Origin of the sequence: Micromonospora sp. NPDC005215, assembly GCF_040607915.1 — a bacterium.
Classification (GTDB): domain Bacteria; phylum Actinomycetota; class Actinomycetes; order Mycobacteriales; family Micromonosporaceae; genus Micromonospora.
Genome location: NZ_JBEXHQ010000051.1, coordinates 1 through 22006, shown reverse-complemented (window position 1 = coordinate 22006; position 22006 = coordinate 1). Strand labels below are relative to the sequence as shown.

Below are 22006 nucleotides of genomic sequence, written 5' to 3'. Positions count from 1 at the left end.
GCGTTCACTCCCACTCGATGGTGCCCGGCGGCTTGCTTGTCACGTCCAGGACCACCCGGTTGACCTCGGCCACCTCGTTGGTGATCCGGGTGGAGATCCGGGCAACGACCTCGTAGGGCAGTCGGGACCAGTCCGCCGTCATCGCGTCCTCGCTGGAGACGGGGCGCAGCACCACGGGGTGCCCGTAGCTGCGCCCGTCTCCCTGCACACCGACGCTGCGCACGTCGGCGAGCAGCACCACCGGGAACTGCCAGACGCCCCGGTCCAGGCCGGCGGCGGTCAACTCCTCACGGGCGATCAGGTCGGCCTCGCGGAGCAGGTCGAGGCGCTCCTGGTTGACCGCGCCGATGATCCGGATGGCCAGGCCGGGGCCCGGGAACGGGTGCCGCCAGACCATGGCCTCGGGCAGGCCCAGCTGGAGACCGAGCGCCCGGACCTCGTCCTTGAAGAGGGTGCGCAGCGGCTCGACCAGCGCGAACTTCAGATCCTCCGGCAGCCCGCCGACGTTGTGGTGGCTCTTGATGTTGGCGGTGCCGGTGCCGCCGCCGGACTCCACCACGTCGGGGTAGAGGGTGCCCTGGACCAGGAACTCGACGTCGCCGTGCGAGGCGATCTCGCGGGCGGCGGCCTCGAAGACCCGGATGAACTCCCGGCCGATGATCTTGCGCTTCTGCTCCGGGTCGGTCACGTCGGCCAGCGCGCCGAGGAAGCGGTCGGTGGCGTCGACCACCTTCAGCTTGATGCCGGTGGCGGCCACGTAGTCCTTCTCCACCTGCTCGGCCTCACCGGCGCGCAGCAGACCGTGGTCGACGAAGACGCAGGTGAGCTGGTCACCGACGGCCTCGTGCACAAGCGCGGCGGCGACCGCCGAGTCCACCCCGCCGGAGAGGCCGCAGATGACCTCCTTGTCGCCGACCTGGGCGCGGATCCGGGCAACCTGCTCGTCGATGATGTTCTCGGGCGTCCAGGTCGGCTCGATGCCGGCGATGTCGTACAGGAAGCGGGTAAGCATCTCCTGGCCGTGCGCGGTGTGCCCGACCTCCGGGTGGAACTGCACGCCGGCCCGCCGCCCGGCCAGGTCCTCGAAGGCGGCCACCGGAGCGCCGGCCGACTCGGCGGTCACCGTGAAGCCCTCGGGGGCGTCGGTGACGGCGTCGCCGTGGCTCATCCAGACCGGCAGGTCCGCCGGCAGGTCGCGCAGCAGCACACCGGGATCGAGCAGGCGGGGACGCAGCGGCGTGCCACCGTACTCACGGTTGCCGGTCCTCGCGACAGTGCCGCCGAGTGCCTGGGCCATCGCCTGGAAGCCGTAGCAGATGCCGAAGACCGGCACGTCGGCGGTGAACACGCCAGCGTCGATCTGCGGCGCGTCCGGAGCGTAGACGCTGGCCGGGCCACCGGAGAGGATGATCGCGGCGGGGTTCTTCGCCAGCATCTCGGCTATCGGCATCGAGTGCGGCACGATCTCGGAGTAGACCTTCGCCTCGCGAACCCGGCGCGCGATGAGCTGGGCGTACTGGGCTCCGAAGTCCACCACGAGGACGGGGCGAGGCAGGCTCATGTGCGCAAAGCCTACCGACAGTCACGACCGCGCCCGGCACCGGCTCGCCCGCCGCGCCCGGCCGGGTTCACTGACGCAACGCGCCCGGGGCGTCCGTCGGCACCGCCGGGTGGTGCGGGGGTACGGGCGCCAACCGGCGGTACGGGGACCCGAGCGTCGGGCGGGGGTCCTCCTCGCCCCGGTTGGGCCAGAAGGACATCGCCCGTTCCGCCTGCGCGGTGATCGTCAACGAGGGGTTCACGCCGAGGTTGGCCGAGACCGCCGCGCCGTCCACGACGTGCAGCCCCGGGTACCCGTACACCCGGTGCCAGGGGTCGATCACCCCGTCGGCCGGCGTGGCCCCGATCACCGCACCGCCCAGGATGTGCGCGGTCACCGGGATGTCGAACGGTTCGGTGAGCGAGCCGCCGGCGGTGCCACCGATCTCCTCGGCGAGCAGCCGGGCCGCGGTGTTCCCGGCGGGGATCCAGGTCGGGCTCGGCGTGCCGTGCCCCGGGCCGGTGACCAGCCGGCGGCCGAACACCCCGCGCCGCCACCGGGTGGTCAGCGAGTTGTCCACCGACTGCATCACCAGGGCGATCACCGTCCGTTCCGACCAGCCACGCACCGACAGCAGCTGGGCCGCCAGCACCGGTTGCCGCACCATGCTGCCCAGCCAGCGCCGCACCCGGTGCGGACCGCCGTCGACAAGCAGCGACTGGAGCAGGCCCATCGCGTTGGAGCCGCGCCCGTAGCGGACCGGCTCGACGTGGGTCTGCGGGTCGGGGTGGAACGAGCTGGTGATGGCCACCCCCTCGGTGTAGTCCAGGCGTTCGGACCGGGCCCGTTGGCGGGGCACCGAGGCGCCCAGGATCGCCTCCGAGTTGGTCCGGGTCAGCTCGCCGAGGCGGGGCGAGAGCCCGGGTAGCACGCCGTCGGCCCGCATGGCGTGCAGCAGCCGTTGGGTGCCGAGCGCCCCGGCGGCGAACACCACCTGGTCGGCGTGGATCACCTGCCGCCGCTTGCGCAACCAGGCGCCCGTGCGCTCGGTGCGCACCTCGTACCCGCCGCCGGTCGCCGGTCGGACGGCGGTCACCGTGGTCAGCGGACGCACCGTGACGCCCTGCCGTTCGGCCAGCCAGAGGTAGTTCTTGACAAGCGTGTTCTTCGCCCCGTGCCGGCAGCCGGTCATGCACGAGCCGCAGTGCAGGCAGCCGGTGCGCTCCGGGCCGGCGCCACCGAAGTACGGGTCGGCGACCCGCTGGCCGGGACGGCCGATGTGCACACCCACCGGCGTGGCGTGGAAGGTGTGCCCCACCCCCATCCGCTCGGCCACCGCCCGCATGGCCCGGTCCGCGCCGGTGTCCAGGGGGTACGTGGTGACGCCGAGCATCCGTTTCGCCTGGTCGAAGTGGCGGGCCAGCTCGGCGCGCCAGTCGGTGATGTCCCGCCACTGCGGGTCGGCGTAGAAGGCCGGCAGCGGCTCGTAGAGGGTGTTCGCGTAGACCAGCGAACCGCCACCCACCCCGGCGCCGGACAGCACAAGCACCCCGCCGGAACGTCGGTCGGCCGGGCGGAGCACTGTGAGCCGCTGAATGCCGTAGCAGCCCAGCTTCGGCGCCCAGAGGAACCGGCGGGCCCGCCAGGACGTCTGCGGGAACTCGTCGTCGGCGAAGCGCCGGCCAGCTTCCAGCACGGCGACGGAGTAGCCCTTCTCGGCCAGCCGGAGCGCTGTGACACTGCCGCCGAAGCCGGACCCGATGACGACCACGTCGTACCGCATGGACGCATCATTACTCGCGAGTAGCGCTCGCGCCAGCGGCAGTTTTCGCGCGATCATGCTCCGGCCGACCGACCCGGCGCCTTCCGGCCGCAACCCGGAGCACCCGTCGGAGCGTTGTTCACCAGACGGGTGGAAGGAATCCAAGATGGTCCTCGGGTCGATGGCGCCGCGCCGACGGTGGTTGCTGCTGGGATTGACGGCCCTCGCCGCCGTCGCGCTGATCGCGGCCGGCGCGGTGGTGATCACCCGGCTGACCGGCGACAGCAAGCCGGGCGGCGCTCCGGTGGCCGGCTCGCCGACGCCGACGCCGATCGGGACGCCCACCCCGAGCCCCAGCGGCCCACCGCCGGGCGCGGACATCACCGGCCCGCTCAACCTGCTGCTTGTCGGTGTGGACACCAGGGTCAGCGTGCCCGGATGGGAGCCGCACGCGGACGCGGTGCTGGTGCTGCACGTACCCAAGGGGTTGGGTCAGGCGTACCTCTTCTCACTCCCCCGCGACCTGCTCGTCGACATCCCGGCGTTCCCGAAGGCCGACTACAAGGGCGGCAAGACCAAGCTCACCCACGCGATGAGCTTCGGCAGCCGGGTGCCGGGCAAACCCAAACAACCAAGCACCGCCCAGGGGTACGAGCTGCTGCGCAGCACGGTCAGCGGATACACCGGGCTGCGCATCGACGCCGGCGCGGTGCTCACGTTCAACGGGTTCGACCGGCTGGTCAACGCGCTGGGCGGGGTGGACATCTACGTCGACCAGCGGGTCGCCTCGCTGCACCGCCGACCGGACGGCAAGTACCGGGAGAGCGCGCCCGGCGGCTACAAGGGGCCGCAGCAGGTCTACGAGAAGGGCGAGCAGCACCTCAACGGTTGGCAGGCGTTGGACTACGCGCGGCAGCGCTACATCACCGGCGGTGACTACGCCCGGCAGCGTCACCAGCAGCAGCTGATCCGGGCCATGACCCGCAAGATCCTGGACGAGGGCCTGGCCCGCCAGCCGGAGCGCGTCGACCAGGTGGTCGCCGCGCTGGGCGACACGTTGGTCTACGTGGGCGGGCGGCGGATCGTCGACATCGCGTACGCGCTGAGTGGGCTGCCGGAGAACCGTTTCACGCTTGTCGGCCTGCCCGGTTCCGGTGTCGGCAAGGGCAGTGCCTACCGCGGCGAGCAGCTCACCAGCGACGGCCGGAAATTCCTCACCGAGCTGCGCGCCGGCCGCGCCGACGCCTACCTGGCCGCCCACCCCAACCTGGTCGTCAAGAACTGACAGCGGTCAGGGCCTGTTTCACAAGGGCGGTCGAGCCGAGGCGGAGTCCGGGCGGCGATCCGGCAAGGCGCGGTTTCGTCCGGATACCGGTGTCGTATCCGGGCGAAACCGCAACGCCGCCGGTCGTCGTCCGGGCCGGCCGCAGGCCGGCCAGTCCTTATGAAACAGGCCCTAAAGCCGCTTGGGCAGGGCCGGCTTCCTGGTGCCGTAGAGCCAGGCGTCGAAGACCGCGTCGAGCTGCCTGCCGGAGATGCGTTCGGCGAGCGCCACGAACTCGGCAGTGGTGGCGGTGCCGTTGTGCTTCTCCGCCGCCCAGGTCTTGACGATCTCGAAGAACGCCTTGTCGCCGACGGACACCCGCAGGGCGTGCAGCGTCATCGCACCACGCTGGTAGACCGACTCGCTGAACAGCTCCTTCGCCCCCGGCTTGCCCGGCGGCGTCTTCCACACCTTCGCCGACGCCCTGGCGTACCGGCTGTCGAACGCCTCCTCGGCAGTGGACTTCCTGGTGTGCTCGGCCCAGAGCCACTCCGCGTACGTCGCGAAGCCCTCGTTGAGCCAGATGTCCTCCCACCTGCCCAGGGAGACGCTGTCCCCGAACCACTGGTGCGCCAGCTCGTGGGCGACCACCTCGGTGTTCTCGCCACTCGCGAAGAAACTCGCCGAGTAGACAGGGCGGCTCTGCGTCTCCAGCGCGTAGGAGATCCGGCTGTCCGAGACCACCACACCCCCGTACGCGTCGAACGGGTACGGCCCGAACACGGTCTCCAGGTAGTCGGCGACCTTTGTGGTCTCGGCGATCGACGAATCCGCGGAACCGTTTGCCGCGATCGCGACCGCGCTGTAGACCGGCTTCCCCCGGTGCGTGGCCGTGGTGATCCGGAACTCGCCGATCACCAGCGTGCTCAGGTAGCTGGCCATCGGCGACTTCTCCGACCACTTCCAGGTCGTCCACCCGGCCGTGCTGGCCTTGCCGCCGGGAACGCCGTTGCTGACCGCGGTGAGACCGTCCGGAACGGTGATCTCGAAGTCGTACGCCGCCTTGTCGGACGGATGGTCGTTGACCGGGAACCAGGTGCTTGCCGACTCGGGCTGCCCCAGGGCGATGGCACCGTCGGGGGTGTGCAGGAAACCACCCTCACCGAGGGTCTCGTTCTTCAGCGGCTTCGGCACGCCCTCGTAGGCGATCTCGGCGACGAACCCGTTGCCGTTGATCAGGCCGGAGGTTGGCTTGATCACCAGCTCGTTCCGCTCCCGGCGGTGCGTTGCCGGCGCACCGTCCACTGAGACCGCGGTGACGGTCAGGCCGGCGAGGTCGAGGTTGAACGTCGACAGGTCGGCCGTCGCGGTGGCCTGCACGGTGGTCGTACCGGTCAGCTGGTCCTTCGCCGGGTCGTAGCGCACCTTGACCACGTACCGTGCGACGTCGTAGCCGCCGTTGCCGTAGCTCGGGAAGTAGGCGTCGCCGGCCCCCGGCGCGCCCGCGGTGAACGTCCGCGACGCCGTGGGGGACGCGCTCGGCGACGGGGCGGCCTCCGTGCCTGTCGAGTCGCATCCGGACAGTGCGAGAGCCCCGGTCACCAGCAGAGCCGAGCCCATCCGCAGTCTGCGTCGCGTCACCCGCATCCCACACCCCTCCCCCGTACGGTGGCGGTGACGGCTCACGCCGCCCCGCGCGAGCGGGTGTCTCCCCGTCGTTCGCAGGCGGCAGCATATCGACCGGCCATCACGGCTCCGTCACGGCAGTGTGGGCGCTGAGCCACCCACCAACCAGGCGTCGAAGACCGGTCGGAGCTGCCGACCCGCTACCCGCTCGGCAAGCGCGACGAGGTCCGCGGTGGTCGCGTTGGCCGCCGCCCGCTCGGTGGTCCAGGTCCGCAGGATGCGGAAGAACGTGTCGTCACCGACAGTCCGGCGCAACGCGTGCACGGCCAGCGCCCCGCGCTTGTAGACGGCCGTACCGAACATCCGCTCCCGGCCCGGCTCGACCGACGGCTGCGACCAGTCGGTCGCCGCGTACTGAAGCTCGAAGTTGCGCTGGGCGGTCCGGCCGCCGTCGTGTTCCTCCCACAGCCACTCGGCGTAGCTGGCGAAGCCCTCGTTCAGCCAGATGTCGCTCCACCTGCCCACCGACACGCTGTCGCCGAACCACTGGTGCGCCAGCTCGTGCGCGACGACGCTCGGGTTGGGGCGGTCGTCGGTGAAGAACGCGGGCCCGTACACCGGGCGGGACTGGGTTTCCAGCGCGTACCCGACCCGGTCGTCGGCGACCACGATCCCGCCGTACGAGTCGAACGGGTACGGGCCGAAGCGACTGGCCAGGAAGTCGGCGATCGCACCGGTGCGGGCCAGTGAGCTGGCCGCGCCGCCGGCCGGTGGCAGGCTCGCCGCCACCGCGGTGACCATCGGCCGACCGGCGTGCGTGCCGGTCACCACCCGGTAGTCACCGATCACCAGCGTGGTCAGGTAACTGGCCATCGGGGTGCGCTCCGACCAGCGCCAGGTGGTCCAGCCGTCGGCGCTGCTCTTCGGCCCGGGCACTCCGTTGCTCAACGCGGCCAGGCCGTCCGGGACGGTCACCGCCAGGTCGTAGCTGGCCTTGTCCGACGGGTGGTCGTTGACCGGGAACCAGGTGGCGGCCGAGTCGGGTTGGCCGAGCGCGACCGCGCCGTCGCCGGTGTGCAGGAAGCCGCCACTGCCCAACGCCCCGTCCACGACGGCGGTGGGCACGCCCGCGTAGTCGACAGTCACAGTGAACTGCTGGCCACGCGGGAGCCCGTGGCGCGGGGTCACCACCAACTCGCCGTCGTCGCGGCGGTGGTCGGCCCGCGCGTCGCCCATCCGGACAGCGCTCACGTCCAGGCCAACCAGGTCCAGGTTGAACCGGGACAGGTCCTGGGTGGCCGTGGCGGTGATGACGGCTCGACCGGTCAGCCGGTCGGTCGACGGGTCGTAGCGGACGTCCAGGCCGTAGTGGGTGACGTCGTAGCCGCCGTTGCCGCGCCCCGGCACGTACGGGTCACCGGCGTCGGCCGCACCGGGCCGGAAACCGTCACGGTGCTCGCCCGTACAACCGGCAAACACCAGCCCGACGACGCAGGTCAGCGCGGCGGCCAGCCGGGTGCCGGCGGGCGACCGTCCGGTCCGGACCATGCACACTCCTCCCGCGGGGTCCCCGGGTCAGGACGAGCGTAGCCAGCGATGCCGACCATGCGACCGGTATCGGCCTTTTGCTGGATTTCCGGCGCAACGCGACGAGGGCCGACCCCGCACCGCGCGGGGCCGGCCCTCCGGCGTCTGTGGGAAGGGTCAGCGGTCGAGGACCAGGCCGACCTTCTGGAACTCCTTCAGGTCGCGGTAACCGCACTTGGCCATCGCCCGACGCAGCCCACCGAACAGGTTGAGCTGGCCGTCGGCCTCGTCCGCCGGACCGAAGAGCAGCTCCTCCATCGACCCGATCGGCTCACCGGCCACCTCGAACGCGCCCCGGGGCAGCGACGGGTGGCTCGCCGCCGAGTGCCACCAGGCACCACCGGCGGGCGCCTCCTCGCACAGCGACAGCGGCTCACCGAGCATCACCGCGTCCGCGCCGCAGCCGAGCGCCTTGGCGATGTCGCCCGACGTCTGGATGTCACCGTCGGCGATCAGGTGCACGTACCGGCCGCCGGTCTCGTCCAGATAGTCGCGACGGGCCGCCGCGGCGTCGGCGATCGCCGAGGCCATCGGCACCCGGATGCCCAGCACCGACTCGGTCGTCGACCACTCGTCGCCACCGATGCCCACGATCACACCGGCCGCGCCGGTGCGCATCAGGTGCAGCGCGGTCTTGTAGTCAGTGCAGCCGCCGACGATCACCGGCAGGTCGAGGTCGGCGATGAACTCCTTGAGGTTCAACGGCTCGTCGGTGGTCGACACGTGCTCGGCCGAGACGATGGTGCCCTGGATGACCAGGATGTCCACCCCGGCGTCCAGGATGACCGGGGCCAGCGCCAGGGTGTGCTGCGGAGAGACCCGTACCGCCACCGTGCCGCCACCGGCGCGCAGCTCACGGACCCGCTCGGCGATCAGGTCCGGGCGGATCGGCTCCGCGTACACCTCCTGGAGCCGCTTGGTGGCGCGAGCGTCCTCATGGAGGCCGGCCAGCTCGTCCAGCACCTTGGTCGGGTTCTCGTAGCGGGTCCACAGACCCTCGACGTTGAGCACGCCGAGACCGCCGAGCTGACCGAGCCGCACCGCCGACGACGGGCTCATGGTGGCGTCGGAGGGGTGGCCGACGCACGGAATGCCGAACGGGTACGCGTCGAGCTGCCAGGAGGTCGACACGTCATCGACGTCCCGGGTGCGGCGGCTCGGCACGATGGCGATGTCGTCCAGGTGGTAGCCGCGCTGCGCGGTCTTGCCCAGCCCGATCTCGACCACGTCACGCATGGGGGACTCCAGGTGGTTGGGGGTGTTGGGTCAGCGGGTGTGGTAGTTGGGCGCCTCGACGGTCATCTGGATGTCGTGCGGGTGGCTCTCCTTCAGCCCGGCCGCGGTGATCCGGATGAGCTGGCCCCGGCGGTGCAGATCGGGGATGTTCTCCGCACCGGCGTATCCCATGGCCAGTCGCAACCCGCCGACCAGCTGGTGAGCCACCCGGGAGAGCGGACCCCGGTAGGGCACCTGACCTTCCACGCCCTCCGGGACCAGCTTGTCGTCGCTGAGCACGTCCTGCTGGAAGTAGCGGTCCTTGCTGTACGACTTGGCCTGGCCCCGGGACTGCATCGCGCCGAGCGACCCCATCCCGCGGTAGGTCTTGAACTGCTTGCCGTTGACGAAGATCAGCTCGCCGGGGCTCTCCTCGCAGCCGGCCAGCAGGCTGCCGAGCATCACCGTGTCGGCGCCGGCCACCAGGGCCTTGGCGATGTCGCCGGAATACTGGATGCCACCGTCACCGATCACCGGCACGCCGGCCGGGCGGGCGGCCCGAGCCGCCTCCATGATCGCGGTCACCTGCGGCACGCCGACCCCGGCGACGATCCGGGTGGTGCAGATCGCGCCCGGTCCCACGCCCACCTTGACACCGTCGGCGCCGGCGTCGACAAGCGCCTTCGCGCCGGCGTACGTGGCCACGTTGCCGCCCATGATGTCGACAGTGACGTCGGCCTTGAGCCGGCGGACCATGTCCAGCACGGCCCGCTGGTGACCATGCGCGGTGTCCACGATCAGCACGTCGACGCCCGCGTCGACCAGGGCGCGGGCCCGCTTGTACGCGTCCTCGCCCACACCGATGGCGGCGGCGACCCGGAGGCGGCCGGCGTCGTCCTTGCTGGCGTCCGGGTACTGCTCGCTCTTTGTGAAGTCCTTGACGGTGATCAGGCCACGCAGCCGGCCCGAGTCGTCGACGATCGGCAGCTTCTCGACCTTGTGCTGGCGCAGCAGCGCCAGCGCGTCGTCCTTGCTCACGCCGACCCGGGCGGTGACCAGCGGGGTGTGGGTCATGATCTCGCGGACCGGAGTGTCCGGCTCCGAGACGAACCGCATGTCCCGGTTGGTGACGATGCCGACCAGCTGGCCGTCGCCGTCCACCACCGGAACGCCGGAGATGCGGTAGCGCCCGCACAGCTCGTCGACCTCGCGCAGCGTGTCGTCCGGGCTGGCGGTCACCGGGTTGGTGATCATGCCGGACTCGGACCGCTTGACCAGGTCGACCTGGAGCGCCTGGTCCTCCAGGGAGAGGTTGCGGTGCAACACGCCGATGCCACCCTGGCGGGCCATGGCGATCGCCATCCGGGCCTCGGTCACCGTGTCCATCGCGCTGGACAGCAGCGGAATGGACAGCTCGATGTTGCGGGTGAGCTTCGTCCGGGTGTTGACCCGACTGGGCACCACGTCCGACTCGCCCGGCTGCAACAGCACGTCGTCGAAGGTGAGGCCGAGCGGAACCACCCGGGCAGAGCCAGCCGGCAGCTCGGGCAGGTGGCCGCCCAGGTCGGCGTGCTCGACGCCGGCCGGAAGATCGGTGCTGGGCGAATTTTCCACGATTGCTCCCCTGAGCTGCTCGGATGGGCTTCAGCGAGGTGGCGCGGGCGGGCACCGGAGCGCGCCACGGTGCCGGCACGTCGCCTCATCGTACCCAGTGAGCTGGGCGACCCGTCCGTGGCGGGCCGGCCCGGCGCGGAGGCCGGGGGGCGGACGTTCGCGCCGGGTTGGGTCTACGGTGAGGGGGTGCACGACGAGCCCATCGACCCGTTCAACGGCGACCCGGCCGATCCGACCGCCGGTCTGGATGACCCGGGCGATGACGCGACGCCGGATCCGCTGACCGACGTCGAGCGGCAGGATGTGCTGGAAGACCTCGCCGACCTGGAGATCTACCAGGCTCTGCTGGCCCCGATCGGGGTCCGTGGGCTGGTGATCGAATGCGAGGACTGCCGGGAGCCGCACTACTTCGACTGGGACCTGCTCCGCGGCAACCTCCGGCACCTGCTCAACTCCGGTCGGCCCCGGGTGCACGAGCCCGCGTACGACCCCGACCCGGACCACTACGTGACCTGGGACTACGCCCGGGGGTACGCCGACGGGGTGCACGACACCCTGACCGAGGGCACCGAGGACGAGCCGGGCACGCCGACCGTCACCGAGTGACGGCGGCCCGCCTCAGGCGACCAGGCCGGCCCGGAAGCCTGCCGCCACCGCGTGCGCCCGGTCCCGAGCGCCAAGCTTGCGGAACAACCGGCGGGCGTGCGTCTTGACGGTGTCCTCCGACACGAACAACTCCCGGCCGATCTCCGCGTTGCTCTTGCCCTCGGCCATGCCGAGCAGCACCTGAAGCTCGCGCTCGGTGAGCCCGATCGACGCCCGGCTGGGCCGGGCGTTCGGGGCGGGCCGGGCCGGATCGGCCTGGTCGGCCGACGACTCGCCGGTCGCCGACTCGGCCTCGTCGTCACCCCGCTGTACCGGCACCGACGGCACACCCGCCTGCCCCTCGCCGGGCGTGGCCGCCCAGCCGGGATCGCCGGTGCCACGCGGTGACGGCCCAGAGCGACCCGAACCGCCCACCGCCGCGGCGTCCCGGGCCGGATCGGTGATCCGCTGCCGCGACGCCCGTCCGGGGGCGGTGAGCAGCAGCAGCGCCTTCGCCACCGCGCTGGTCAGGTCGTGGTCGACATTCTGGATGAGACCCCGGGCACCAGCACTGATGGTGGCCGCCGCGGCCTCGGACTCTTCGGTGCCGAGCAGCAGCACCGCGGCCTGCGGCGCGCGGGCCAGCACCCGACGGACGAAGCCGGCGCTGTCCGGCCGGGTGAGGGCCGTGTCGGCCAGCACCACGTCAGCCGGTCGCTCGGCGAGCCGCAGCATCACCTCGGGATCGGAGACGGCGGTACGAACGATTGCGGACAACCCCAGCCGCGCGGCAGCAGAAGTAAGGTGCTGGGCCGCGAGTGGTGTCCGAACGCACACAAGAACGGTACGCACTGTGGTCTCCTCTCCGCTGACGAGCAGACCATGGCGGGGTCGGCTGGGGAGGAGGTTCCCGGCAATCCTTCGAACTTTTCCGACAGTTGGGGCAAAAGCCGCAATTTCTAGGACGTTTTCGATCACAGACGTGTGAGTCGACAACAGTCCGGGTACCGGGAGTTCCAGGCCGGGAACGGTGCGCCTGCGCGGCCCGCCGCCCGGATGCCGGCCACATGGATTCTCGCGGAGCCGCGCGGGAGGAGGGGTGCTGATGTCGAACGTACGTAGACTGCCCGGACCCATCGTCGATCTCTGGGACTGGCAGCGACTCGGTGCCTGCCGAGGCCGGGACAGTGCCCAGTTCTTCCACCCCGACGGCGAGCGAGGTTCCTCCCGACTGCGCCGCGAGTCGGCCGCCAAGGCAGTCTGCCGCGCCTGCCCGGTCCGCGCCGAATGCGCCGCGCACGCCCTGTCGGTACGCGAGCCCTACGGCGTCTGGGGCGGTTTCAGCGAGTCGGAACGGCTCCGACTGCTCGCCGTCGGCTGGGAGGACCTGGCCGACCGCCGGCACGCCCGAGTCGACGTCGCACGACTGGAGGCCCGACTGGGCCGCCCACACAAGTCGACAGTCCCGGCCCAACGCCACGTCGCCTGACGCCACACGTCCCCGACTCTCGCGAAACCGCGCTCCCGGTTCGGGGGCGCGGTTTCGCGTCACCGGTCCGGGAGGCGCCGTCCGCGACCCGTTTCGACGTGTCGTGAGGTGGCTGCACGCCAGGTCGCCTGGTCCAGGCACGGCCCGAGCCCCCGGATCGGGTGACCTGGGCCAGCCTGGCGGTCCGTCCGGGGGTTTTCGCCCGTTGTGAGCAAGCCCGCTTGGCAAACTTGCCACGTTGGTGGGCGGTTTGTCCGGTCTCCGGGTCTCTGACCTGTGACCGGCTACACCCGTGGCCCGGAATCATGGCCCGACCGGGGTCGTTACATACCCTGACGATCGCAGTACCACCGGCTCGCCGCCCCGCCCTACCGGGTTGGAATGCGGGCCGCGGCCCGGTCGTTACAGTCCCCACGAACGACCGCCCGGTCACCGTCTCCACGAGGGTGCCGGTGGATGGGCCGCCCCCGGAATGACCCCGGCCCCCCGGTCGTTACATCTGGACCCGGCACCACGAGCCCCCGGCTTGTCGGTTGCCCACCCCCAAGACTTCCCCCGCTTGTTTGTGCAGCGCCGGACGAGGTGCTCTCACCCGTGCCGCCGACTCCCCGGTTGGTGGTTGGGTGTTCCTACCCCCGAAGGAGCTACCCCCATGAACACGATCATGCGTAAGAGTGTGTTGTCTGTTGCTGGTCTCGCGTTCGCCGGTGGTGTGTTCGCCGGTCCGATCGCCGCTCACGCCGGCACCCCGGTCGAGGGCAAGCCCGCCACTGTCGCGGTGCAGAGCACCGCGCCGAAGCCGCAGGGCGAGCAGTCCCGGATCACCCTGAACGACGAGCAGACGGCCAGTGCCAAGGCGATCATCGCCGCCACGAAGAAGGCTGGCCTGCCCGAGCGCGCCGCGGTCATCTCGATCGCGACGAGCCTGCAGGAGTCGAAGCTGGAGAACCTGGGTCACCTGGGTGACATGAACGATCATGACTCGCTGGGCCTGTTCCAGCAACGCCCGAGCTCGGGTTGGGGTTCGCCGGAGCAGATCACCGACCCGGCCTACTCGACGACCGCGTTCCTCAAGGGCCTGCGCCAGGTTGACGGTTGGCAGGACATGCCGCTGACCGAGGCCGCGCAGACCGTGCAGGTTTCCGCCTACCCGGATGCCTACGCCCAGTGGGAGCAGCAGGCCACCGACCTGGTCGGCCAGCACTGGAACAGCTGACACCGGCACCACCGCACGACACCGACCGCTGGCCGGCACCCCACCCGGGGTGCCGGCCAGCGGCGTACCCCTGGTGTTGTCAGGTCTTCTGGTGGCGTGTGCGGAGGATGTCGATCAGCGCGCAGATCAGCGCGAGTGCGATGATGCCGGTGGCCAGCATGAGCGACCGTTCGAAGGACGTTGTCCAGTTGCCGCGGCTGTCGGCAAGCGATGAAAAGAACACCGAGCCGACGGCGGCGATGCCGGCGGCGGCGCCGATGCGCTGACCGGTCTGGAGCATGCCCGCGCCGCTGCCCGACTGCGTTACCGGAACGTCGGCGAGGGTGATCGTCTGGTTGGGTGCGATCACCAGCCCGCTGCCGATGCCGGCGACGAGCAGGGGGCCGGCGGCGACCCAGGGTGCTGGGGCGTCCGGTGCGAGGCGCAACGCGACGACCGTCGCGGCCAGCCCGACCACGATGGTGAGCAGACCGATGGCGACCAGTGGTCGGCCGATGCGGTTGACGATGCGCCCGCCGAGCACGGCGGCGGCGGCCGAACCCAGGGCGAACGGGGTGATGGCCAGGCCCGCGACGAGCGCGCTGTAGCCGAGACCCATCTGCAGGAACAGGGTGAAGATGAAGAAGATCGCGGTGAAGCCGCCGAAGTAGACAAGCGCGATGAGCGACCCCAGGGTGTACGACTGGAGGCTGAACAGCCGAAGGTCGAACAGTGGTTGGTGGTGGCGTTCGTATCGCCGCTCCCAGAGCCCGAAGGCGACCAGCACCGCGAGACCGACCGGGATGAGCGCCCACTTCCAGGGGGTCCGCCACTGCTGCTCCTGCACGAGCGGAAGCAGGACGAGGACCACGCCGACACCGAGCAGCAGGACACCGACGGGGTCGAGTTGGCGCCAGCCGGGTTGACCGGCGGGGCGGCCGGGCAGCAGACGCCAGCCGAGGATCACCGCGAGGATGCCGACCGGTACGTTGACGAAGAAGACCCACCGCCACCCGTGTTCCTCGCCGCCGACGGCGATGAGCAGCCCGCCGAGCAGTGGCCCGACCGCGGTGGAGATACCGATGGTGGCGCCGAGCAGCCCGAATGGGCGGGCCCGTTCCGGGCCTCGGAAGAGTTGCTGGATCAGTCCGATGACCTGCGGGTTGACGATGCCGGCGGCGGCGCCCTGGAGCAGTCGGGTGATGACCAACCAGGTCGGGGAGGTGGCGAGGCCGGCGAGCGCACTGGTCACGGTGAACAGGGCGATGCCGAAGACGAACGCGTTGCGCCGGCCGCGGGCGTCGCCGAAGCGGCCGGCGGGCACCAGCGCCAGGCCGAAGGTGAGCGCGTACCCGGAGAGGATCCACTGGAGGTCGCTCGGCGAGGCGTGCAGTGCCCGGTCGATGGACGGCACCGCAACGTTGACGATGCTGACGTCGAGCAACGTCATGAACGCGGCGACCAGCCCGACGCCGACGGCCTGCCAGCGTCGCCGGTTCGCGGCCGCGTCCACCGGCTGCGGCGGTTGCGCCGCACTCATCGTGCCCCCCGTTGACCGCTGATCACGCATTGTTGACCCCTACCCGGGTCACCGGGGGGCGAATCGTCCCGGCTTGTTCTGCGGGTCACGCCATCTGGCGGGCGCAGAACCGGGGACCGAAGTCGAGGCCCGCCATCGGCGAGTCCTCGCGGTGCAGCAGGCCCTTCTCGGTGAGCAGGTGCAGGGGGCTCCCCACCTGTTCCGCGGTCAGCCCGGACTCCTCGGCGATCAGGTCCGGATAGGGCACCTGTCCGCGTGCCTCGAGAGTGGTGACCGCCTGGTACACCCGTTGCTCGGCCTCCGACAGTGGCACCTGCTGCATGGTTCCTCCTTCGTTCGTCCGCCGTCGTGCGGCGGTTGCCGTGCGCCGGTTACCCCCTGGCTCGCCGAAGATGCACACCCGATCGGGCGGTGCGGATCAGGTGCGGCAGCACGGCCGTCGGCGTACCCGGCAGCTGCGTGACGGCGCTGGGCGGCTCAGAGCCGCCACACCACGCCGCTTCCAGGTGTCGTTCCGGCTGGTCGAGCATCGCCAGGGCCGCAGGATCACCCCGACGGCAGGCGGTTGCGCAGCTCGGCGGGGCCTTCGCCATCCCCTAGGCTGCTGTCGTGATCGTTTGGGATCTCGTTGTCGTCGGCGCCGGCCCCGCCGGGTTGTCCGCGGCCTACGCCGCTGCCCGCGCGGGTGTCTCCACCCTGGTTGTGGAGCGGGCCGCGCACCCGCGGTACAAGACCTGCGGTGGCGGCCTGATCGGCACCTCGCTGGCGGCCGTCCACGGTCGGATCGAGGTGCCGGCGCAGGACCGGGTGGACCGGGTCACGTTCACCCGGGACGGTCGTCGGGAGTTCACCCGCCGCAACGACAGCCCGGTGGTGACCATGGTGCGCCGCGAGGAGTTCGACGACCGGCTGCGCGCGGCGGCGGTCGCCGCCGGCGCGCAGCTGCGCGAGCGGGTCGCCGTCCGCGGGATCGAGCAGGACCCCGAGGGGGTACGCCTGCGGTTGGCCGACGGTACGACGATCGCGGCCCGTGCGGTGATCGGGGCGGATGGTTCGTCGGGGGTGACCGCCCGGCAGGTGGGGGTGCGGTACCGGCAGGTGGACCTGGGTCTGGAGGTGGAGATCGCGGTGCCGCCGGCGGAGCAGGAGCGGTGGCGGGGTCGGCTGCTGCTGGACTGGGGCGCGATGCCGGGCTCGTACGCCTGGGTCTTTCCCAAGGGTGACCGGTTGACCGTCGGTGTGATCGCCGGTCGGGGCGCGGGGGAGGGGACCCGGGACTACCTGCGGCGGTTCGTCGACCGGTTGGGGCTGACCGGGTTGCCGGCGGAGCACGACTCCGGTCACCTGACCCGGTGCCGCGAGGAGGATTCGCCGTTGCGTAACGGCCGGGTGCTGGTCGTGGGCGATGCGGCAGGACTGTTGGAGCCGTGGAGCCGGGAGGGCATCAGCTTCGCGTTGCGCTCGGGTGAGTTGGCCGGTGCGGCGGTCGCCAGCGGAGATCTGGCCGGGTACGAGCGGGCGGTCGCGGAGCGCCTGGTGCCGGAGATGCGGGCGGGGTTCCGGCTGCTTGACGTGTTCACCCGGCGTCCGGAGGTGTTCCACGCGCTGTTGGCGACCCCGCCGGGTTGGCGGATGTTCGTCCAGTTCTGTCAGGGCCGGGCGAGCTTCGCCGAGTTGCTGCGACGGCGGCCGATCCGGGCGGCTCTCGCGGTGCTCGACCGACTGCCCGAGCGGCGCCGACCGCCCACCATTGTTCACCCAGGATCCTAGGACGCTTTACGCGGTGTGACGTCACCCTGGTACGCAGCACCCCGCACGCCGGACAATGACGGGGGAGCGACAGGAGGCACCAATGGCCGAGCAGCCGTTCACCGACGACGAGTACGCGTTCCTGCGGCACGCGCGCTTCGGGGAGTTGCCGCCCGCGGCCCGGCCGGAGGAGCGGGTCGAGCTGACCGAGACCGATCCCGGGCGGGACCGGCCGGAGAAGGCCGAGGACCCGGTCCGCTGGAACGTGCAGGGCTGAGAAACGCGGACGGGCCGCGGGTGTCGCCACCCACGGCCCGGCTGCGGTCTGCGATCAGAAGACCGGGACGCCCTCGCGTACCAGTCGCCAGTTGGGCTGGAAGAAGTCGGCCGGGTTGATCGTCCCCTTGGCCTGCGCCCAGTCGATGAGCAACTGACGGATCTCCTGCTGCGCGTTGTAGACCTGGGTCTTCACGATGCCGGGGAAGTTGCCGCCGCCGCTGCGCCGATAGTTGTTCACCGCCATCACGAACTGTGCGTCGTCCGCGACGGGGGTGTCGGTGCCGGGCAGCACCAGTCGCGTGATCCGCTGGCCCACCGGCTTGGCGATGTCGATGTCGTACTCCAGGCCGGAGATCACGTCGTAGTTGTAGTCCGGAACCGCCGGTGAGTCGCTGATCTGCTCCGGGTCGACCGGGGCGCCCGGGGCGAGGGTCCGGAAGTACTTCGCCGAGTACTCCAGGTACGCGCGCACCTCGGCGCCGTTGAGCACTACCGCTTCCAGGGTGTTGTCGTACACGTACAGCCCGGCCACGTCGCGGATCTTGACGTCGCCGGCGGGGAAGACCGCGGTACGGCTGAACGGCGAGGCCTGCGACAGCACCGGCAGGTCGGCGTACTGGGTGCCGACCAGCGCCTCTGTGACGGTCTGGGCCTGGACGTGGTTGATGAAGTCCAGGATGGGGGTGTCCTTGTACCTGGATTCCACTGTGGACATCTCGACGGTGGCCTGGGCCACCACCTGGTTCACGTACGCGATGGTCTTCTGGTGCTGGCCCCGCACGGCGGCGAGTACCTTCGGGTCCTCGACCACCGTGTTGGTGTTCAGCATGGTGGCGGCCTTCTTGGTGATCGTCCAGCGGCCGCGCTCCCGGGCGAGGGTGAAGTCCATCCGGGTGAGCCGCTGGCCCCACTTCGACGGCTCGGAGAGCAACACCTGCGCGCCGGTCCGCTCGTTGGTGACGAACCGCTCGACCACCTCGTTGTGCGCGTGACCGAAGAGGATCGCGTCGATCCCCGGCACCTGCTGGGCGATCAGCGCCACCGGGTTCTCGTTCGGCAGCTCCGGGCCGTAGCTGGAGGTGCCGCTGTCACCGCCGTGCGCGGAGATCAGCACGAGGTCCGCGCCGCGGGCCCGCATGATCGGCACCCACTTCGCGGCGGTCGCGACCATGTCGTCGAAGCGCAGCTTGCCCTCGACGTTGCCCCTGTCCCAGATGGCCACGCCGGGGTTGGTCAGCCCCAGGATGCCGACGCGCAGGGTCGGCGCGGCGAAACCGAGGGAGACCTTCTTGATGACGTACGGCAGGAAGGCGGGCTTGCCGGTCCTGGTGTTGACCGCGTTCGCGGCGAGCGCCGGGAAGCCGAGCTGGCGGATCCACAGGTCCAGCAACGGCAGGCCGTAGTTGAACTCGTGGTTGCCGAGCGTCACCGCGTCGTAGTCGATGACGTTCATCGCCCGGGCCATCGGGTGCTTCTCCCCGGTGGCGGTGATCGGCTCCTGCTTGGCGTAGTACGTCGCCAGCGGCGTGCCCTGGATCGTGTCACCGGCGTCGAGCACCAGCGTCGCCCTGCCGCGCCGCTCCCGGCGGATCTGGTTGATCAGGGTCGCCAGCTTCGCGACGCCGATGTCGTTCTGCTTGCTGTCGTCGTACTCGGCGTCTCGGTAGTAATCCCAGTTGTAGACGTTGCCGTGGGTGTCCGACGTGCCCAGGAGGGTGAGGTCCCAGGTGCGCGGCCGGGCCGCGCCGGCCGCCTGCGCGGGCGCGGCGGCGATCAGCGGGGCGGTCGCCGCCGCCGCCGCGGCGACGAGCACCTGGCGGCGCGACGGGCCGGAGGGAGAGGTCATGACGTGCCTTTCCATGGGGGGTGGACGCGCCTCGTGAGCGCCTCGCGCACCATAACCAGCAGCCGTCACTCCCGCCACGCCAGCCCCGAGCGCTACTGCAGTTTCCGCAGGCCACAGCGGGTAGGGCGGTTCGGGAGGACATTCGCGGGCGAGACCCGCGCGGCGCGAGGAGATCTCGGTGAGTGAGGACCAGCACGCCCGGCAGGACCCGACCAACCAGTACGGCCAGCAGTCGGGCCAGCCCGCTCAGCAGCAGTCGCCGCCCGGCTCGACCGGGGACATGAGCCCGAAGCCCGACCACGGGGAAGCTTCGTACCGGGGCAGTGGCAAGCTCGACGGCAAGCGGGCGCTGATCACCGGTGGTGACTCGGGGATCGGCCGGGCGATCGCGATCGCCTACGCCCGGGAGGGCGCCGACGTGCTCATCTCGTACCTGAGCGAGGAGGAGGACGCCGACGCCCGGGAGACCATCCGGCTGGTCGAGGACGCCGGCCGGCGAGGCATCGCGGTACGCGGCGACATCACCGACGAGGCGCACTGCCAGGAGTTGGTCGATCGGACGGTCCGCGACCTGGGCGGCATCGACATCCTGGTGAACAACGCGGCATACCAGATGTCGCAGGACAAGGGGATCCTCGGGATCAGCACCGAGCAGTTCGACAGGGTGCTCAAGACCAACCTGTACGCCTTGTTCTGGCTCTGCAAGGCCGCCATCCCGCACCTGGCCGAGGGGTCGGCGATCATCAACACGGCGTCGATCCAGGCGTTCGACCCGTCACCGCAGCTGCTGGACTACGCCACCACGAAGGCGGGGATCGCCAACTTCACAAAGGCCCTCGCCGCCGACCTGGCCGAGCAGGGCATCCGGGTCAACGCGGTCGCACCCGGCCCGGTCTGGACGCCACTGATCCCGTCCACGATGCCCGAGGAGAAGGTGAAGCAGTTCGGCACCGACACCCCGGAGGGGCGCCCCGGCCAGCCGGCCGAGCTGGCCCCGGCGTACGTCTTCTTCGCGTCGCAGGAGTCCAGCTACGTCACCGGCGAGATCCTGGGCGTCACGGGCGGTCGACCGACCAAGTGATCCACCGTCGGGGCGGTCGGCTGCCCGCCCCGACGCGGCTCGATCCGGTGCCGCGTGCTCCGGCGCGCGGCGCTGCGCTGGTCCGGCGTCTCGTTGCGCGGCTCGATTCGGCGTCGCGTCGCCCGGCGCCCGGCGCCGCGCTGGCCCGGCGTCTCGTTGGGCGGCTCGATCCGGTGCCGCGTGCTCCGGCGCGCGGCGCTGCGCTGGTCCCGCGTCTCGTTGGGCGGCCGCTTCAGCGCGGCCATGCGGCGAAGCGTCGGCGGACCTGGGTGATGTCGGCTGCGCTCAGGCCGTAACGACCGAAGCGCTGCTCGGACAGCCGATCCAGGTAACGGCCGGCGGCCCGCACGTCCGCCGGATCCAGCGCGGGATCGACCTGCCGTGCCAGCACCAACAGCTCGGTCACGTCGTAGTGCTCCAGCGCCGCCGCCACGTCGATGAAGTCACGGACCTCCCGCCGGTTCACCAACGCCGCGATCTTGTTGGCCACCAGGTCACGCACGTCCATGACCGGGCCGAGGTCCATCACCACCGGGCTCTGCTGACGGTCCAACCGGGCGAGGCTGAGCCGGATCTGCCGCCCGTCCCGGCTCACCACGAAGTCCTTCATGTCCTGGCCGTACCCGTCGAACAGCTCGGCCAGCTCACTGTCCGGGTCCGCGTCGGTGACGGTGAAACCGGAGCGTTCCAGCGCCACCCGCACCCCGGTGGACGCCGCTGCGGCAGCGCCCTCAACGTCCGCGAAGAGGTCGACGTCCTCCGTCGGGCGGGCGACCAACCCGTGCGCCGCCCAGGCCACCCCACCACCCAACACGAACCGGTACGGCCCGGCGGCGGTCAGCGCCACCCGGGCCACCTCCCGGTAGAACTCGTGCAGGTGAGGCTCGGTCACGCCGCGCGCAGGCCGCGGTGCCGGCTCTCCCACGCCTGCCGTACGCCCCGGGGCAGGTTGAGCAGCCGCCACACCCGGCGCAACGTCCGCCCGTTGATCAGCGCCCGCAGATCCTCGGCCCGGGTGGTCTCGCGGAGCACGTTCTCGTACATCCAGAGCAGTTGGTCGGGGTCGCCGAGGTCGAAAGTGCGCTCGGCGTTCCACATCAACCGCACGGGCAGTTCGACGACACCCCGGGTCGGGCCGGCCAGCTCGGCGAGCGTTCTCGCCACCACGGCAGGGCGACCCGGACGCGCCAGGAAGGCCACGTCGGTCGGGGTGGGGAAGACGGCCTGCATGGTGTCAGGGTAGCGCCCGGCGGACGCGGTGTCGCTCAGGACGATCCCCGCGCGCTGCCGCAGGCTGGGGGCGGTCCCGCTTAGGTGGGCTGGTCTCCTTCGGTTCGGCGGCTGCGGGTCCGGGCCGCGACTTCTACAGTGCCCGCCGGCCGACCGCTGGTCTCGACGCTGCGTGGTCTGAGCGGTCTGTGGCCATCCGCCGTCGCTGGGGCGTCAATCCCACCCTTCCTCTCTAACCGCGCCACCGACCGGGCCGCGCCCGGTTGATGGAGATTTGCCCGATCTGGCCTGTCTGTGCGGCCGCCGACGCTCGGGTTTCTTGATGTCGGGGTGTCGGAGCGTGCCGGATGCCCCGGTATCAATGATGTCGAGTGGATCATGTGCGGAGCGGATGGCCTGGCGCA

General features: G+C 71.1%; 19 protein-coding genes. 7 read left to right on the top strand and 12 right to left on the bottom strand.

Annotation, left to right across the window (positions count from 1 at the left end):
* Nucleotides 1-4: 4 nt before the first annotated feature.
* A complete protein-coding gene (gene guaA, locus ABZU25_RS28495) occupies nt 5-1561 on the bottom strand; it encodes a glutamine-hydrolyzing GMP synthase (RefSeq protein ID WP_355032444.1) in 1557 nt (518 codons plus the stop codon).
* 67 nt (nt 1562-1628) lie between these two features.
* Entirely contained in the window at nt 1629-3323 is a 1695-nt protein-coding gene (locus ABZU25_RS28490) for a GMC family oxidoreductase (RefSeq protein WP_355032443.1), read from the bottom strand.
* 145 nt (nt 3324-3468) lie between these two features.
* Here ABZU25_RS28490 and ABZU25_RS28485 point away from each other — a divergent pair, with 145 nt between their 5' ends.
* Nucleotides 3469-4587: an LCP family protein gene (locus ABZU25_RS28485; protein WP_355032442.1), complete on the top strand. Its 1119-nt coding sequence runs from the start codon at nt 3469-3471 to the stop codon at nt 4585-4587.
* A 171-nt stretch (nt 4588-4758) separates the two neighbouring features.
* On the opposite strand, the gene ABZU25_RS28480 is transcribed toward ABZU25_RS28485, so the two are convergent.
* The 4 genes from ABZU25_RS28480 to guaB all read right to left on the bottom strand — a co-directional run bounded on the left by ABZU25_RS28480 (nt 4759) and on the right by guaB (nt 10608).
* A complete protein-coding gene (locus ABZU25_RS28480; RefSeq protein ID WP_355032441.1) occupies nt 4759-6213 on the bottom strand; it encodes a M1 family metallopeptidase in 1455 nt (484 codons plus the stop codon).
* Between the two features lie 111 nt (nt 6214-6324).
* Entirely contained in the window at nt 6325-7740 is a 1416-nt protein-coding gene (locus ABZU25_RS28475) for a M1 family metallopeptidase (protein ID WP_355032440.1), read from the bottom strand.
* A 156-nt stretch (nt 7741-7896) separates the two neighbouring features.
* A complete protein-coding gene (locus ABZU25_RS28470) occupies nt 7897-9015 on the bottom strand; it encodes a GuaB3 family IMP dehydrogenase-related protein (protein ID WP_355032439.1) in 1119 nt (372 codons plus the stop codon).
* Nucleotides 9016-9045: 30 nt separating this feature from the next.
* Entirely contained in the window at nt 9046-10608 is a 1563-nt protein-coding gene (gene guaB / locus ABZU25_RS28465) for an IMP dehydrogenase (protein ID WP_355032438.1), read from the bottom strand.
* A gap of 186 nt (nt 10609-10794) precedes the next feature.
* Here guaB and ABZU25_RS28460 point away from each other — a divergent pair, with 186 nt between their 5' ends.
* Complete coding sequence (locus ABZU25_RS28460) at nt 10795-11214, top strand: DUF5319 domain-containing protein (RefSeq protein ID WP_355032437.1); 420 nt, start codon at nt 10795-10797, stop codon at nt 11212-11214.
* 12 nt (nt 11215-11226) lie between these two features.
* Here ABZU25_RS28460 and ABZU25_RS28455 read toward each other — a convergent pair whose 3' ends face one another.
* The gene (locus tag ABZU25_RS28455; RefSeq protein ID WP_355032436.1) at nt 11227-12045 is read right to left on the bottom strand and encodes a response regulator transcription factor; all 819 of its coding nucleotides are present in this window, start codon (nt 12043-12045) and stop codon (nt 11227-11229) included.
* 253 nt (nt 12046-12298) lie between these two features.
* Between ABZU25_RS28455 and ABZU25_RS28450 the strand changes: the two genes are divergently transcribed.
* Both ABZU25_RS28450 and ABZU25_RS28445 read left to right on the top strand, forming a co-directional pair.
* Nucleotides 12299-12682 (top strand): WhiB family transcriptional regulator, encoded by a 384-nt coding sequence (locus ABZU25_RS28450; RefSeq protein ID WP_355032435.1) that lies wholly within the window; start codon nt 12299-12301, stop codon nt 12680-12682.
* A gap of 652 nt (nt 12683-13334) precedes the next feature.
* On the top strand, nt 13335-13898 hold the full coding sequence (locus ABZU25_RS28445) for a hypothetical protein (protein ID WP_355032434.1): 564 nt from the start codon (nt 13335-13337) through the stop codon (nt 13896-13898).
* Between the two features lie 79 nt (nt 13899-13977).
* On the opposite strand, the gene ABZU25_RS28440 is transcribed toward ABZU25_RS28445, so the two are convergent.
* Both ABZU25_RS28440 and ABZU25_RS28435 read right to left on the bottom strand, forming a co-directional pair.
* Nucleotides 13978-15417 (bottom strand): MFS transporter, encoded by a 1440-nt coding sequence (locus ABZU25_RS28440; RefSeq protein WP_355032433.1) that lies wholly within the window; start codon nt 15415-15417, stop codon nt 13978-13980.
* Between the two features lie 85 nt (nt 15418-15502).
* Nucleotides 15503-15739 (bottom strand): hypothetical protein, encoded by a 237-nt coding sequence (locus ABZU25_RS28435; RefSeq protein WP_355032432.1) that lies wholly within the window; start codon nt 15737-15739, stop codon nt 15503-15505.
* Between the two features lie 287 nt (nt 15740-16026).
* Between ABZU25_RS28435 and ABZU25_RS28430 the strand changes: the two genes are divergently transcribed.
* Nucleotides 16027-17187, top strand: coding sequence for a geranylgeranyl reductase family protein (locus ABZU25_RS28430; RefSeq protein ID WP_355032431.1), 1161 nt, complete (start codon nt 16027-16029; stop codon nt 17185-17187).
* Nucleotides 17188-17269: 82 nt separating this feature from the next.
* Nucleotides 17270-17443 carry a hypothetical protein gene (locus tag ABZU25_RS28425; protein ID WP_355032430.1) on the top strand — a complete coding sequence of 58 codons (174 nt, stop codon included), beginning with the start codon at nt 17270-17272 and terminating at the stop codon, nt 17441-17443.
* Nucleotides 17444-17497: 54 nt separating this feature from the next.
* Here the strand turns inward: ABZU25_RS28425 and ABZU25_RS28420 are convergent, their stop codons facing one another.
* Nucleotides 17498-19291, bottom strand: coding sequence for a 5'-nucleotidase C-terminal domain-containing protein (locus tag ABZU25_RS28420; RefSeq protein WP_355032429.1), 1794 nt, complete (start codon nt 19289-19291; stop codon nt 17498-17500).
* Nucleotides 19292-19469: 178 nt separating this feature from the next.
* Between ABZU25_RS28420 and ABZU25_RS28415 the strand changes: the two genes are divergently transcribed.
* Nucleotides 19470-20372, top strand: a complete 903-nt coding sequence (locus ABZU25_RS28415; protein WP_355032428.1) for an SDR family oxidoreductase — start codon at nt 19470-19472, stop codon at nt 20370-20372.
* Nucleotides 20373-20604: 232 nt separating this feature from the next.
* Here the strand turns inward: ABZU25_RS28415 and ABZU25_RS28410 are convergent, their stop codons facing one another.
* Nucleotides 20605-21264: a nucleotidyl transferase AbiEii/AbiGii toxin family protein gene (locus tag ABZU25_RS28410; RefSeq protein WP_355032427.1), complete on the bottom strand. Its 660-nt coding sequence runs from the start codon at nt 21262-21264 to the stop codon at nt 20605-20607.
* The gene (locus ABZU25_RS28405; protein ID WP_355032426.1) at nt 21261-21602 is read right to left on the bottom strand and encodes a hypothetical protein; all 342 of its coding nucleotides are present in this window, start codon (nt 21600-21602) and stop codon (nt 21261-21263) included. The genes ABZU25_RS28410 and ABZU25_RS28405 overlap by 4 nt, the downstream gene beginning before the upstream one ends.
* Between the last annotated feature and the right edge of the window lie 404 nt (nt 21603-22006).